Raw genomic sequence first — 14,027 nt, 5'->3', positions numbered from 1 at the left:
GAGCGACTTCAAGTGCCGGGAAGGGCCGGGTAGTTGAGTACTCCTAGTGGTGGCTGAGGTGGCTGAGGTGGCTGAGGTGGCCCGGGGCGGGGGCGGCCACGTCACCGCAGTCCGAATCGCCGCGCCCAGTCCGTGATGTCGGCGGTGGTCGCGTTGCCGCCGCACACCACGAGGCCCAGTCGGGCGCCGTCGCCCACCCGCTCCAGCACCTGGCGGGCGGCGGGCAGCAGACATCCGCCGGCGGGCTCCGACCACACCTTGGCGTGCTCGGCGAGATCGAGGACGCCCTGGACCGCCTCGGCGTCGGAGACCACGAGGACGTCCTCGACGAGGGCGGACACATGGTCGTAGGTGAACTGGGAGGCGGAGGGCGCGCTGAGCGTGGTGACGACGGAGGAGAGGGGGACCGTGACGGGGCCGCCCGCCGCCAGCGCCTCGCTCATGGCCGTGGCACCGGCGGTCTCCACGCCCCAGACGCGGATGTCGGGGCGCAGGGCCTTCAGCGCGGTCGCGACACCGGCGATGAACCCGCCACCGCCGATGCTGACGAGCACGTCGGTGGGCGCACCCGTGCCCTCACTGTCCTCGATGTCCTCCGCGAACTCCAGGCCGGCGGTGCCCTGACCGGCGATCACCAGCGGGTCGTCGAACGGGTGGACGAGGGTGAGCCCCTCCGACCGCAGCTGCTCGGTCAGCGCGAACGCCTCCGCCATCCCGTCGGTGAGCCGCAGCGACGCCCCGGCCGCCTCGATGAGGTCCATGGCGCGCTTCGGCGCGGTCCGGGACATCACGACCGTCGCCTTGATGTGCAACGCGGCCGCCATGTGCGCCAACGCGATCCCGTGGTTGCCGCCGCTGACGGCCAACACCCCGGCCGCCCGCTCGGCGTCCGTCAGCGACAGCAACTTCGCCGTGGCGCCCCGGGCCTTGAAGGAGCCCGTCCGCTGCAACAGCTCCAGCTTCGCGGTGACCGGGACACCGAGGAGCGCGGACAGCCCCGGGCTCGGGACGGTCGGCGTCCGCACGACATGCCCGGCGATCCTCTCGGCCGCCTGCCGGATCTCGGAGACCTCGATCAACACGCCCACTCCGTCTCATCCATTCCCTCGTCTACGGGACGACTCCCCGGCTCCCTCGTGCTCATGTCACCGCAGGAGCTCGGTCCAATTCCCCGGCACCCGCCCCGCCGGCCCCGGCGACGGCTGGTCGGTGGGGCGGCTGAAGGGCGGGGCGAGGTCGGGACCCGACTCGTACATCTCGGAGGTCTCGTAGTTCCAGAACCAGGCCTCGCCGGGCTCGTAACTCTGCACGAACGGGTGTCCGGTGGCTCCCGCGTGGGCCGTGGCGTGCTGGGCGGGGGAGGAGTCGCAGCAGCCGATGTGGCCACACTGGGCGCAGCGTCGGAGGTGGAACCACCAGCCGCCGGCCGCGTCGCACTCCACGCATCCGTCGCCGCTCGGCGGGACGGCTGGATTGATTCCGGCGGGCAGGGTCATCACTTCTCCTCGGGCGCGTCGGGGTCGTGCCGCGGATCGTCGCCGAGTGTCAGGTCCAGGTCCGTCGCCGGCGCCGTCAGTGGCAGGAAGACCTGGAAGCGGGTGTCGCCGGGGTGGGAGTGGACCTCGATGTGGCCGTGGTGCTTGTTGACGACGATGCGCCAGGAGATGTCGAGGCCGAGCCCGGTGCCCTGGCCGACCGGTTTGGTGGTGAAGAACGGGTCGAAGATACGGTTCCGGATGTCCGCCGGGATACCGGGGCCCGTGTCACGGAACTCGACGAGCACCTGGTCGCGGTGGTCGAGCGCGGTCCGTACGGTCAGTGTGCCCTCGCCGCCCGTGTCGTGGATCGCCGACACCGCGTTGTCGATCAGGTTCGTCCACACCTGGTTCAGCTCACCGGGATAGGCGGGGATGCGCGGCAGCGTGCGGTCGTAGTCCTTCACCACCTGGACGCGGTCACCGATCTTCCCGGACAGCATCAGCAGGGTGCTGTCGAGGAGTTCATGGACGTCGGCGTTCTGGTAGGGCGCGCGGTCCAGCTGCGAGTACTGCTTCGCCGCGTCGACGAGCTGGGTGATACGCGTCGTGGAGTCCTCGATCTCGTTCATCAACAGCTCGGTCTCGACGGTGTAGTTGAGCCAGCGGACCGCCCCTTCGAGGGTGTGCTCGTCCACGGCCGCCGCGACCTGGTCCAGCCAGTCGGTGTGGAGCCCGGCCTGCACGAAGTTCGGCGCGAGCTGCCAGCCGCCCGCGATGCCGTGGTCGTCGAGCCAGTCCGTCAGCTCGTCCTCCCGGTCGGCGGCTTCCAGCGGGCTGAGCGGACTCGCCTTGGCGACCTGCTCCGCCGTCCGCTCCTGCAGGTCGACCAGTGACTCCAGCATGGCCCGCTTGTGCGGCCCGGCGGCGATCGCGCCCAGCTTGTGCCGCATCCCCGCCACCCGCTCCCGCAGCGCGGAGGTCGCCCGCACAGCCGCCGCGGCGGGATTGTTGAGCTCATGGGTGAGCCCGGCGGACAGCGAGCCGAGCGCCAGCAGACGTTCCCGCTGGCCGATGGTCCGTTGCGTGTTCTGGCTGCCGAAGAACAGGCCCTCCAGCAGATGGACGGCCATGGGAAACCAGTCGCGCATGATCTGGGCGAAGGACGCCGCGGGGAGGACGAAGAAACGCGAGGGCACCGTGACCCGCATGGAGCCCTTGTAGCGGGCCTGGTCCGCATGGTCGCCGAGATACGCGTGGAAGGCGCCCGCGTACACGCCCACCTGGGAGCTGCGGCTGACCTCCACGTCGTCGTCGCCGACCTGCCGCGACAGCACCACCGCGCCCTCCAGGAGCACGAAGAAGCAGGTGGCCGGCTCGCCCTCCCGATAGACGAAACCGGGCTCGAACCGCTCCACCCGGCCCTCACGGCACAGCCGGTCCAACTGCTCGTCGTCCAGCTTCTCGAACAGGAACAGCCGTCCGAGCTCCGCCCGGTCGCACGGCGACGGCTGCCCGCTCACGACGACGCCCGTACCGTTGTCATGACTGCTCCAGATACCTGTGTACGAGCATCACGGCCATCGCTCCCTCTCCCACGGCGGACGCGACCCGCTTCGCGGACTGCGACCGCGCGTCCCCGGCGACGAACACGCCGGGCACATTCGTCTCCAGGTGGTACGGCGGCCGGTCCAGTTCCCAGCCCGCCGGCGGACTTCCGTCGCTGGTCATGTCGGGCCCGGCCACGATGAACCCGCGCTCGTCGCGGAGCACGGTCCCCTCCAGCCAGTCGGTGTGCGGCTCGGCCCCGATGAACACGAACAGCCACTGCGCGTCGACCAGTTCCTCGCGCCCGCTCACGATGTCCTTGAGCGTCAGCTGCTCCAGCTGGTTCGTGCCGTGCGCGGCCTCCACGACCGTGCCGGGCCGCACGAAGATGTTGGGTGCCTCGGCGAGTTGCCGGATCAGGTAGTGCGACATGGACGCGGTGAGCGAGTCCCCGCGGACGAGCAGGGTGACCGACTTGGCGCCACGGGACAGGTACATCGCCGCCTGCCCGGCCGAGTTGGCGCCGCCCACGATGTACACGTCGTGCCCCTGGCAGCCGGCGGCCTCGGTGAGCGCCGAGCCGTAGAAGACACCGCAGCCGGTGAGGTCCGCGCAGCCCGGCGCGGCGAGCTGTCGGTAGGACACGCCGGTCGCCAGGATCACGCTGTGCGCGGCGACCGCCGACCCGTCGGAGAACCGGATGGTCCGCGCCGCCCCGTTCACCTCCAGCCCGCTCACCTCCCGCGCGGTGAGGATCTCGGCGCCGAACTTGGTGGCCTGACGGCGGGCGCGGCTGGTGAGCTGGCCGCCGGACACCCCGTCGGGGAAGCCGAGGTAGTTCTCGATCCGCGAGCTCTGCCCGGCCTGCCCGCCCGTCGCCGACCGCTCGACCAGAAGCGTCCGCAGGCCCTCCGAGGCCCCGTACACGGCCGCGCCGAGCCCGGCCGGTCCACCGCCGATGACGACCAGGTCGTAGAAGTCCTGAGCCGGAGTCGTCGCCAGCCCCACCCGCTCCGCCAGCTCCGCGTCCTCCGGCTCGACCAGCGGCGTACCGTCCGGCGTGACGACGAGCGGCAGCCGCTGCCCGTCCGCGCCGGCCGCCGCGAGCAGCCGCCGCCCCTCCGGCTCGTCCGAGGAGTACCAGCGGTACGGCACCTGGTTCCGCGCCAGGAACTCCCGTACGCCCGAGGAACGCGCCGACCACCGGTGCCCGACCACCTTCGTCGTGCCCACGCACCTGCGGTCGGCGGCCCGCCAGGACTGCAGCAGGTCGTCCAGGACCGGATAGAGCTTCTCCTCCGGCGGGTCCCACGGCTTCAGCAGATAGTGGTCGAGGTCGATGACGTTGATCGCGTCGATCGCCGCGTTGGTGTCGGCGTACGCGGTGAGCAGGATCCGTCGGGCGCCCGGATACACATCCAGCGCCTGCTCCAGGAACTCGATGCCGTTCATCTGCGGCATCCGGTAGTCGGCCAGGATCACCGCGACCTCGTCGCCGCGCAGCTTCAGCTCCCGCAGGGCCTCCAGCGCCGCCTGCCCGGACTCGGCCCGCACGATCCGGTACGACTCGCCGTACCTGCGGCGCAGATCCCGGGCAACCGCGCGGGACACCCCCGGATCGTCATCCACGGTGAGGATCACGTTCCGCGCCGGACCGACAGCCTGAGTCATACGCCTCCACCCCGAGCCAATGGGCCCATCGTATGTTCGACCGTCCCGCTCCGCTCGGTTTCCGGAGAGCCGCAGGCCCGCCGGAGCGCCGACCGAGGCATCAGCTCTTGCGCGGGGCCAGCACGCAGAACTCGTTGCCCTCCGGGTCCTGGAGGACGACCCACGGTTCGTCCCCGGTCTGCCCGATGTCCGCGTGCCGGGCCCCGAGGGCGAGGAGACGGGTGACCTCCGCCTCCTGGTCGACGGGCCGGAAGTCGAGGTGCAGGCGGTTCTTGACGGTCTTGGCCCCCGGATCGAGCCCGAACAGCAGGCCGGGCAGGCGGTCCGGGGCCGGACGGATCTCGTACTCCTCGGGGGAGTCGTCGACCACCACCCAGCCGAGCGCCTCCGCCCACCAGCGCCCCAGGGCCACCGGATCGGCCGAGTCCACCACCAACTGCTCCCACTCCAAGGTCATGCGGCGAGGGTAGTGAAGACTGGGCCCGTCAGCCCTGAAGTGACACAGAGAGGTGGCCGATGACGACGCGCCCGATCACCGCCGCAGTGGACGGTACGTCCGAGAGCCTCGCCGCGCTGGCCTGGGCCGGCCGGGAGGCCGTACGCCGGGGCCTGGCGCTGCGGGTGGTGCACGCGTGGCGGTGGGAGCCGCACGAGGCGGTCACCGTGGACCGGGACGGACAGGCGCGGTGGGCCCGGGAGGCGCTCGCCGAGGCGGCGCGGGGTGTCTCCGAGCGGCACCCGGAGCTGGCGGTGACGACGGAACTGGTCGAGGGCCCGCCGGTCGAGTCCCTGGTCGCCGCCGCCGAGCACGCGGAGTCACTGGTGCTCGGCTCGCGTGGGCACGGCGCGGTGGTCGGCTTCCTGCTGGGCTCCGTCGGACAGCAGGTGCTCGTGGAGTCGCCGCGTCCCGTCGTGCTCGTCCGCGCCGAGGACAGCCCCGCCGGCGAGGCCGCCGGACGCGAGGTCGTCGTGGGCCAGCAGGGCACGCCGGAGGACAGCGCCGACGTCCTGCGGTTCGCCTTCGAGACGGCGGCCGCCCGAGGTGCGTCGCTGCGCGCGGTCCGGGCCTGGACACTGCCGCCGCTGTACGCGTACAGCCCGGGCTCGCTGAAGCTCCTCGACGAGGCCGGCGGCCTGGAGCCGTTCGAGAAGAAGGCGCTGGCCGCCGCGCTGGAGCCGTGGCGCGAGCGGTTCCCCGACGTGCCGGTCACCCAGCACGTCGAGATGGGCAGTGCCGGGCAGGTGCTGCTGTCCGTGGCCGGGCGGGCCCAGCTGATGGTCGTCGGACGCCGCGCCCGCCGTACGGCCGTCGGCGCCCGCATCGGCTCGGTGGCCCATGGCGTCCTGCACCACGCGCACTGCCCGGTGGCCGTGGTCCCGCACGACTGATCCGGGCCCGGCGGCTCACCTGGGGGTGACGTCGTCCACCTTCGGCGGCAGCAGCGCCAGGGTCCTCGGCAGGACGTTGTCGATGTAGTCCTTGACCGCCGTGTCCAGGCCGATGTCGTGCTGTGCCCGCTCGGACAGGTACCAGCGGTGTTCGAGGAGCTGGTGGTAGATCTCCGCCGCGTCCATCGAGCCCCGCAGTTCGAGCGGGACGGCCCGCACGGTCGGGCGGAACACCTCCCGCACCCAGCGGTGGGCCAGCACCTCGGGGCGGGCGCCGAGGGGGTCGCCCGGGGCGTAGTCGTCCTGGGTGGCCATCCAGCTCTCCAGGTCGTTCAGGAGCCGCCGGGCCTGGTTCTCCTCGGTGTCCAGACCGGTCAGCCGCAGCAACTGGCGTTGGTGGTGGCCGGCGTCGACGACCTTGGGCACGAAGGTCACGGTGTCGCCGTTGTTCGAGTGCTCGATCTGCATCTCGGCGACGTCGAAACCGAGTTCGTTGAGGCGGCGGATCCGGCGCTCGATGTAGTGGTACTTCCCGGCCGGGTACACCGATCTGCGCGTCAGCTCCTTCCACAGCTTGTGGTAGCGGGAGCAGATCTCGTTGCCGAACTCGATCGCGTCCACCGAGGGGTGGAGCGCCCCGGACGCCTCCAGGTCCAGCAGCTCGCCGCTGATGTTGACCCGGGCGAGGTCGAGGTCGTACTCGCGCTGCCCGCCGCTCAGTTGCGGATGCAGCTCGCCCGTCTCGGCGTCCACCAGATACGCGGCGTACGCGCCCGCGTCCCGCCGGAACAGCGTGTTGGACAGCGAGCAGTCGCCCCACGCGAACCCGGCGAGGTGCAGTCGCACCAGCAGGACGGCGAGGGCGTCCATCAGACGGTGCATGGTGGCCGGGCGCATGGTCGTCTCGAACATCGAGCGGTATGGCATCGAGCCGCCCAGATGCCGGGTGATCAGCACGGACTCCAGCGGCTCGCCCGCCTCGTCGAGGCGGCCGGTGACCACGCCGAGCGCGTCCACGGCGGGGATGCCGAGCCGGTCCAGGTCGCGCAGCAGCTCGTACTCGCGCAGGGCGGGCCGCTCGGCGAGTTCCTTCACGGCGACGACCTCACCGCCGGCGCGGGCGTAGCGCACCACGTGGCGGGAGATACCGCGGGGGAGCGGCACGAGGTGGTGCTCGGGCCACTCCTCCAGGGGCAGGTGCCACGGCAGTTCGAGCAGCAGCGCGGGGTGTTCGGGGTTGGTGGCGCTGATCTGCAGTGCCATGGGTCCTCTGCCTTCGTCTCACGGTGGTGCGGAGTGCTCGCGGGCGGGTGGTTTCCCGCCGCCGCCTGGAGCATCTCCGCATCTGGAGGACCGTTTCGTCAACAGTGGCCCGGCCCGTGGTCAGGCAGGAAACGGAGCGACCGGCTCCTCCTTCGGCCGGCGGAGCGCGGACCGGACGTTCCAGCCGCCGACGACCAGGCACAGCAGCCCGGTCGCGCCCGGGTACAGCCAGACGCCGTTGTCCCGAACGACGGCCGTGGTCGACGACTCCCCGTCCACGTAGGCGGGCACGAGCCCGGTGGGCTTCGTGGCGAAGGTGGTGTCGACCTCGACGGCCGGGATGAGGAAGGAGTCGTCGTCGGCCCTGAAGGACCCTTCGCACGACCACTCGTCGTCGCCGCGCGACTCGGACACCTGGCACTGCGCGACGACGAACTGCCCCGCCACCCCGTTGAGTTGTGTCTCCAGCCGGAGCACCGCCGCTCCGAACAGAAATGCTCCGCCGCCCAGTGCCACCACCGTGGTCAGCAGCTTTCTCGGCCCCATACGTGCCATGGATGATCCCCCTGTTGATTGCGTACGACCGCGCGGTCGGTTGTCCGGTCGGTTGTCCGGTCGGTTGTCCGGTCGGTTGTCCGGTCGGTCGTGCGGTCAGTGCCGGGTGCGTCGGAACACGTCGTCGGAGTCCGAGTCGTCCCAGCCCGCGATCTCCTCCGAGAGCGTGCGGCGGGCGGTTCGGGCGGAGGTCGCGTACATCGCCTCGATCTCGGCCTCGTACCGCTGCACGATGGTGTCGCGGCGCAGCTTCATCGACGGGGTCAGCATGCCGTTGGCGAGGTCGAACGGCTCGGGCAGGATGCGGTAGACGCGGATCGACTCCGAGCGCGACACCGTGCTGTTGGCCCCGGCGATGGCGCGCAGCACCTCCTGCCGCAGCGCGTTCTCCTCCCGCGCCTCCCGGCCCAGCAGCTCGCCCGGCGCGGACAACGACCCCCGCCAGTGCGCGAGGAACTCCGGGTCCAGCGTGATCAACGCGCCCACACAGGGCCGGTTGTCGCCCACGACCACCGCCTGGTGGATCAGCGGATGCATCCGCAGCTGCTCCTCCAGCGGCGCCGGGGCCACCCCCTTGCCCCCGCTGGTGATGATGATCTCCTTCTTGCGTCCGGTGATCGACAGATACCCCTCGGAGTCCAGCCGCCCGATGTCGCCCGTGGCCAGCCAGCCCTCCTGGAGCGCGGCCCGGGTCCCCGCCTCGTCGTTGACGTATCCCTGGAACACCGAAGGCCCGCTGACCAGGATCTCTCCGTCCCGCGCCACCCGGACCTCCGTACCCGGCAGCGGACGGCCCACGGTGCCGAACTTCTCCCGGCCGACCGGCTGGGCGGTGATGCCCCCGGCGGTCTCGGTCAGGCCGTACCCGTCGTGGACGAGGATGCCGATGCCGGCGTAGAAGAGCGTCAGGTCGCGGTTGAGCGGGGAACCGCCGGAGCAGCCGCCCCGCACCCGGCCGCCGAGGGCCGCGCGCAGCTTCCGGTACACCGTCTTCTCGTAGAAGGCGTGCTGGAGCCTCAGGTCCATGGCGGGGCCGGGGCCCGTGTTCAGGCGCTGCCGTTCGACGGCGAGGGCGTAGTCCTGGGCCGTGCGCACCGCACGCTCGAACAGCGGCCCCCGGCCCGCCTGTTGGGCCTTGCGCAGGAAGTTCTTGTAGATCTTCTCGAAGAGGTAGGGGACGCCGAAGAGGAACGTCGGCCGGAACGACCGCAGTGCGGCGGACAGCGCCTCCTCGGTCGACTCCGGCTCGTGCGCGAGGAGCAGCCCGCCGCGCAGGCACATGCCCTGGATCATCAGGCCGTAGACGTGCGAGAACGGCAGGAAGGCGAGGATCGCCGGCTGTTCCCCCGGAGAGGCGGCGGTGTGCCGCCAACCGGCGAGCAGGGCGTCGCAGGGGCTGGCGAGGCTGCGGTGGGAGAGCGCGCAGCCCCGGGGCCGGCCGGTCGTGCCGGACGTGTACGCGATCACCGCGGTGGAGTCCGGCATGACGATGCGGCGCAGCGAGTCCACCGTCGCGTCCGGCACGTCCCGGCCCGCCTCGACGAGTTGCGGCAGGGACTGGGCGTCCAACTGCCACACGTGCCGCAGCAGCGGGAGCTTGGCGCACACCGAGCCGACCGTCATCACACCCGGCTCGTCCTCGACCACCACGCCCACACAGGCCGAGTCCCACAGGATCCACTCGATCTGGTCGCGCGACGACGTCGGACACACCGGCACGATCTCGGCGCCCACGGCCCACAGGGCGACAGCCAGCACCGTCCACTCGTAACGGGTCCGCGCCATCACGGCCACCCGGTTGCCCGGCTGGATCCCGGACGCGATCAACCCCTTGGCCAGCTCGACCACTTCGTCCCGCGTCTCGGCCGCGCTCACCCGCGTCCAGGTGCCGGGGGAGGCGGGGTCCAGGCGCGCCAACTGCGGCAGCGCGGGATCACGGTCCGCCGCCTCGAAGAGTGAGTCGGCCAGCCCTCCGGTCATCACCGGGTCCGTCGGTGGAGCAATGCCGAAGTTGCTCATGCGACGCTCAGAACCTTCCCTGACCTTCCCTGCACACGACCTCGCCGATGGTGCGCCAACCGCGGTGATCGAACGTAGCGTACGGCGCCGTCGACCGCGCGGGGAATCGGCAAGTCGGCCCCCCCCCGCGTATCCGCACGGTGGGCGGTGAACGTGATGTGCGGCACGTGAGGGACCTCCTTCACGGGCCCCTCCCCGGAATCGTCGCTGCACACGGCTTGATCACCTCTGACCGGCGGTAATGCCCCCGACCCGGACGTCCGACGGGTGTGGCACTGTGGTGCGCGCGAACGCGGGAGGTGTCCCGCCGATGTGGAGAGGTGGACGGTGCGCGAGCCCAATGTGATCGGGGACTGGCAGGAGTACGACGGCGATCTGGCCGGCCTGCGCGTGCGCGTCCACGGAGTGGAGTGCGTGGAACCCCCACGGGGACGCGACGACGCCGCCGAGGGCCTGACGTACTTCCGGTTCCGGGTGACCGTGGAGAACCGCGGCAGCGACCACGTCGGCCTCCACCTCGAGGACGGCCAGCTCGACATCCGCACCGGCCCCGACGGCGAGAGCGCCTTCCTCGACTGGCGCAACTCCCGGTTCATCGAGGGCTTCGACCTCTACCCGCTGCGCCGCGCCACCGCCGTGCTCTACGCCGCCGCGCCCGAGGCCCAGCTCACCCAGTTCGACATCCAGGTCCAGTTGCGCGTCGACGAGGAGTGGACCGAGCGGTATCTGTGGGCCGGCGGCATCGGCGTCGACGAGGACCTCCTCGACCCGGCGGGCGGCACGGGACGGGAGGGCCTCGCCGGGCAGATCAGCGCGTTCCTGCACGAGGAGGCGGAGCGGGGCGCGGCGGGCTGACGGCGGGCCGGGGTCTACCCGACCCGCCCGGCGTGGCTCACCGGGGCCCGGCGGGCGTGCGGTCACGGTCGCGGATCACCAGCCGCTTCAGCAGCGGCCACGTCAGCAGCACGGCGATGATCACGTACACCGTCACCGAGAACGGCGTGTTCACCAGGCCGGAGACGCTGCCGTCGCTGATCTGCAGGGCCCGGCGCAGCTGCTGCTCGGCGTTGGGGCCGAGGATGACACCGATGACGGCGGGCAGCACCGGCAGGCCGTAGCGGCGCATGCCGAACCCGATCAGGCCGATGATCAGCAGGATCACCAGGTCGATCACCTCACCGCCGACCGCGTACGCGCCGACCGCCGCGAAGAAGAGGATCCCCGCGTAGAGATACGGACGCGGAATCCGCAGGAGCTTCGCCCACAGCGGGGCCAGCGGCAGGTTGAGCGCGAGCAGCAGCACCATGCCGACGAAGAGGGAGGCGATCAGGCCCCACACCAGGTCGGGCTCGCGTTCGAAGAGCAGCGGGCCGGGCTGGATGCCGTACTGCTGGAAGGCGGCCAGCATGACCGCCGCGACCGCCGTCGTGGGCAGGCCGAGGGTCAGCATGGAGACGAGGGTGCCCGCCGCCGAGGCCGACGCCGCCGACTCCGGGCCCGCGACGCCCTCGATGGCACCCTTGCCCCACTCGTCCTTGTGCTTCGACAGCCGCTTCTCGGTGACGTACGACAGGAAGGTGGGGATCTCGGCGCCGCCCGCCGGGATCGCGCCGAAGGGGAAGCCGATGAACGGGCCCCGCACCCAGGACTTCCAGGTCCGCTTCACATCGCTCCGGCCGAGCCACGGTCTGCCCACCGGGATCGGCTCGGGCGGGCGGCGCCGCAGATGGGCGGCGACCCACAGGGCCTCGCCGATGGCGAAGAGACCCACCGCGACGATCACCACGTCGATGCCGTCGGCGAGCTGGAGCGAACCGAAGGTCAGGCGCTGCTGGCCGGTCATCTGGTCCAGGCCCACCAGGCCGATCGTGAGACCGATGAGGAGGGAGGCGAGGCCCCGGATGCGGGACGAGCCCAGGACCGACGTCACAGCGATGAACGCGAGCACCATGATCGCGAAGTAGTCCGGCGCGCCGATGTCCACGGCCAGCTCGGCGACCGTCGGGGCGAGCGCCACCAGCAGGATCGTGCCGACCATGCCGCCCGCGAAGTGCCCGATGGCGGCGGCCGCGAGCGCCTGCGCGCCACGCCCCGACTTGGCCATCGGATTGCCCTCCATGGCCGCGACCACGGCCGCGCTCTCCCCGGGCGTGTTGAGGAGGATCGAGGTGGTTGAACCGCCGAACATCGCGCCGTAGTAGATGCCCGCGAACATGATGAACGCGCCGACCGGGTTCAGCCCGTACGTCACCGGCAGCAGCAGCGCGACCGCCATGGCCGGGCCGATGCCCGGCAGGACGCCGATGGCCGTGCCCAGCAGGACACCGATCGCGGCCCACAGCAGGTTGATCGGGGTCAGGGCCGTACCGAAACCGTCGAGGAGGGAGTTGAGGGCGTCCATGTCACAGCACTCCCATCAGCGGGCCGCCGGGCAGCGGCACCCCGAGCAGGTTGTTGAAGACGGTGTACGTGACCAGGGAGATGACGGCCGCGATGAGCGGATCGCGGTCGAGACGCCGGCTGCCGAGGGCGTAGGCCGCGCCCCAGAAGAGCAGGGCGCCGGCTATGGGGAAGCCGAGCGGTTCGATCAGGACGGCCGCGCCGAGGAACACCCCGGTGAGCAGGAGCACCGTGCGCCAGTCGGCGGGCTCGGACAGGTCGATGTCCTCGCCGGCCTCCGCCTGGCCCCGGCCGCCGCGCAGTACGTCCACCGCCAGCAGGGCGGCGATCAGCAGCAGACCGGCGCCGACCACGATCGGCACGGTCGTCGGGCCGACGGGACCGCGCTGGGCGATGTCGACGTCCATGGTGAGCGCGTCGGTCAGGACGAGGACGCCGAGCGCCAGCAGCAGGACGCAGACACCGAGCTCGGAATGGTCACGCAGCCAGGAACGGCGCTCGTCCGCGGGCGCCGGGGAGGTACCGGTGGTGTCCGTCGTCACAGCCCGAGCTCCTTCAGCACCGAAACCACGCGCTTGTCCTGGGCGTCCAGGAAGTCGCCGAACTCGTCGCCGGTCAGGAAGGCGTCGTCCCAGCCGTTCTGTTTCATCGACTGCTGCCACTCCGGCGAGTCGTGCAGTTCCTCGATCAGCCGGGTGAGCTTGTCGCGCTCGGCCTCGGTGAGCCCCGGCGGGGCGACGATGCCGCGCCAGTTGGTGAAGTTCACGTCGTAGCCCGCCTCCTGGAGCGTCGGGGCGTCCAGCCCGTTCACCCGGTCCGGGCCGGTCACCGCGAGCAGCCGCAGCTCGCCCGCCTTGATCTGGTCCAGGTACTCGCCGACGCCGGACACCCCGAAGGCGACCTTGTTGCCGAGGATCGAGGCGAGCAGCTCACCACCGCCGTCGAAGGGGATGTAGTTGACGTCCTTCGGCGCGATCCCCGCGGCCTCGGCCATCAGCATCGGCGCCAGATGGTCGGGCCCGCCCGGCGCCGACCCACCGCCCACCGGCAGCTTCCCGGGGTCCTCCTTCCACGCCCCGATCAGCTCGTCGATCGTCTTGTACGGCGAGTCCTTCGCCACCACCACGACGTCCTGCTCCTCGGTGAGGCGGGCGATCGGTGTGGTGTCGGCCAGGGTCTTCGGCGCGTCGTTGGAGCGGACGGCGCCCACGACGCCGAGCCCCATCGACATCGCCAGCTTGCCGTTGCCGTGCTCGCTGACCAGTCGGCTCAGCCCGACCGTGCCGCCGGCTCCCGGCAGGTTGAACACCTCGATGTTGTGGGTGAGCCCGGCGTCCTCGGCGTTCTTCGCCGCCGTGCGGGCCGTGATGTCGTAGCCGCCGCCGGGCGTGTTCGGCACCATGAAGCGCAGACCCGGGATCTGCGTGCCGGTCTCGGTGCCGCTGCCGGTCGTCAGCAGCGGTGGTCCCACGAGCACGAGCACGGCGGCCCCGAGCAGGGCGAGGGGAGTGCGCAGTCGCACGAATGCCACCACCTGTCGGTCGGGTCGAGGGGGGAAAGGTGACCTGGGACACATCGTGCCCACGAGGGGCGGGCCTGCCCCACTTGCGGAAGCAACGGAGGTTGTGGTCGTTGTGGTCACGGGCCCTGTCACCTTATGAGCACGTCCCCCACACGTCTCTTTCCCTGACCGGACGTGAGGGCCAT

The 14,027-nt window shown here is 71.4% G+C and carries 13 protein-coding genes; 2 read left to right on the top strand and 11 right to left on the bottom strand.

All coding sequences use genetic code 11. From position 1 onward, the window contains the following. Positions 1–101: 101 nt before the first annotated feature. The 5 genes from ACWD26_RS16960 to ACWD26_RS16940 form a co-directional block, all read right to left on the bottom strand. Positions 102–1,079 (bottom strand): threonine/serine dehydratase, encoded by a 978-nt coding sequence (locus ACWD26_RS16960; RefSeq protein WP_451270990.1) that lies wholly within the window; start codon positions 1,077–1,079, stop codon positions 102–104. Between the two features lie 66 nt (positions 1,080–1,145). Next, positions 1,146–1,496 (bottom strand): UBP-type zinc finger domain-containing protein, encoded by a 351-nt coding sequence (locus ACWD26_RS16955; RefSeq protein ID WP_451270688.1) that lies wholly within the window; start codon positions 1,494–1,496, stop codon positions 1,146–1,148. Then, a complete protein-coding gene (locus ACWD26_RS16950; RefSeq protein WP_451270686.1) occupies positions 1,496–2,998 on the bottom strand; it encodes an ATP-binding protein in 1,503 nt (500 codons plus the stop codon). Before ACWD26_RS16950 ends, ACWD26_RS16955 begins: the two co-directional genes overlap by 1 nt. 19 nt (positions 2,999–3,017) lie before the next feature. After that, the gene (locus ACWD26_RS16945; protein WP_451270684.1) at positions 3,018–4,694 is read right to left on the bottom strand and encodes an FAD-dependent oxidoreductase; all 1,677 of its coding nucleotides are present in this window, start codon (positions 4,692–4,694) and stop codon (positions 3,018–3,020) included. A 100-nt stretch (positions 4,695–4,794) separates the two neighbouring features. Beyond that, complete coding sequence (locus ACWD26_RS16940; RefSeq protein WP_451270682.1) at positions 4,795–5,151, bottom strand: VOC family protein; 357 nt, start codon at positions 5,149–5,151, stop codon at positions 4,795–4,797. Positions 5,152–5,210: 59 nt separating this feature from the next. On the opposite strand from ACWD26_RS16940, the gene ACWD26_RS16935 reads away from it, so the two are divergent. After that, positions 5,211–6,083, top strand: coding sequence for a universal stress protein (locus ACWD26_RS16935; protein WP_451270680.1), 873 nt, complete (start codon positions 5,211–5,213; stop codon positions 6,081–6,083). A 15-nt stretch (positions 6,084–6,098) separates the two neighbouring features. Here ACWD26_RS16935 and ACWD26_RS16930 read toward each other — a convergent pair whose 3' ends face one another. The 3 genes from ACWD26_RS16930 to ACWD26_RS16920 all read right to left on the bottom strand — a co-directional run bounded on the left by ACWD26_RS16930 (position 6,099) and on the right by ACWD26_RS16920 (position 9,920). Then, positions 6,099–7,346, bottom strand: coding sequence for a DUF4032 domain-containing protein (locus ACWD26_RS16930; RefSeq protein ID WP_451270678.1), 1,248 nt, complete (start codon positions 7,344–7,346; stop codon positions 6,099–6,101). Positions 7,347–7,466: 120 nt separating this feature from the next. Then, positions 7,467–7,901: a hypothetical protein gene (locus ACWD26_RS16925; RefSeq protein WP_451270676.1), complete on the bottom strand. Its 435-nt coding sequence runs from the start codon at positions 7,899–7,901 to the stop codon at positions 7,467–7,469. A gap of 96 nt (positions 7,902–7,997) precedes the next feature. Then, positions 7,998–9,920, bottom strand: a complete 1,923-nt coding sequence (locus ACWD26_RS16920) for an AMP-dependent synthetase/ligase (protein WP_451270674.1) — start codon at positions 9,918–9,920, stop codon at positions 7,998–8,000. Between the two features lie 327 nt (positions 9,921–10,247). Here ACWD26_RS16920 and ACWD26_RS16915 point away from each other — a divergent pair, with 327 nt between their 5' ends. Then, positions 10,248–10,775 carry a hypothetical protein gene (locus tag ACWD26_RS16915; protein ID WP_451270672.1) on the top strand — a complete coding sequence of 176 codons (528 nt, stop codon included), beginning with the start codon at positions 10,248–10,250 and terminating at the stop codon, positions 10,773–10,775. Between the two features lie 37 nt (positions 10,776–10,812). Here the strand turns inward: ACWD26_RS16915 and ACWD26_RS16910 are convergent, their stop codons facing one another. Genes ACWD26_RS16910 through ACWD26_RS16900 form a run of 3 tightly spaced genes read right to left on the bottom strand, consistent with a single transcriptional unit; the run spans position 10,813 to position 13,842 of the window. Next, positions 10,813–12,321 carry a tripartite tricarboxylate transporter permease gene (locus tag ACWD26_RS16910; RefSeq protein WP_451270670.1) on the bottom strand — a complete coding sequence of 503 codons (1,509 nt, stop codon included), beginning with the start codon at positions 12,319–12,321 and terminating at the stop codon, positions 10,813–10,815. A 1-nt stretch (position 12,322) separates the two neighbouring features. Next, positions 12,323–12,862: a tripartite tricarboxylate transporter TctB family protein gene (locus ACWD26_RS16905; protein WP_451270668.1), complete on the bottom strand. Its 540-nt coding sequence runs from the start codon at positions 12,860–12,862 to the stop codon at positions 12,323–12,325. Beyond that, entirely contained in the window at positions 12,859–13,842 is a 984-nt protein-coding gene (locus tag ACWD26_RS16900) for a Bug family tripartite tricarboxylate transporter substrate binding protein (RefSeq protein WP_451270666.1), read from the bottom strand. Before ACWD26_RS16900 ends, ACWD26_RS16905 begins: the two co-directional genes overlap by 4 nt. Positions 13,843–14,027: the final 185 nt, after the last annotated feature.

It is taken from the genome of Streptomyces sp. NPDC002787 (assembly GCF_053592095.1).
Note: the sequence above shows the minus strand (reverse complement) of the source record. Positions and strands in the feature narration are given on the sequence as shown.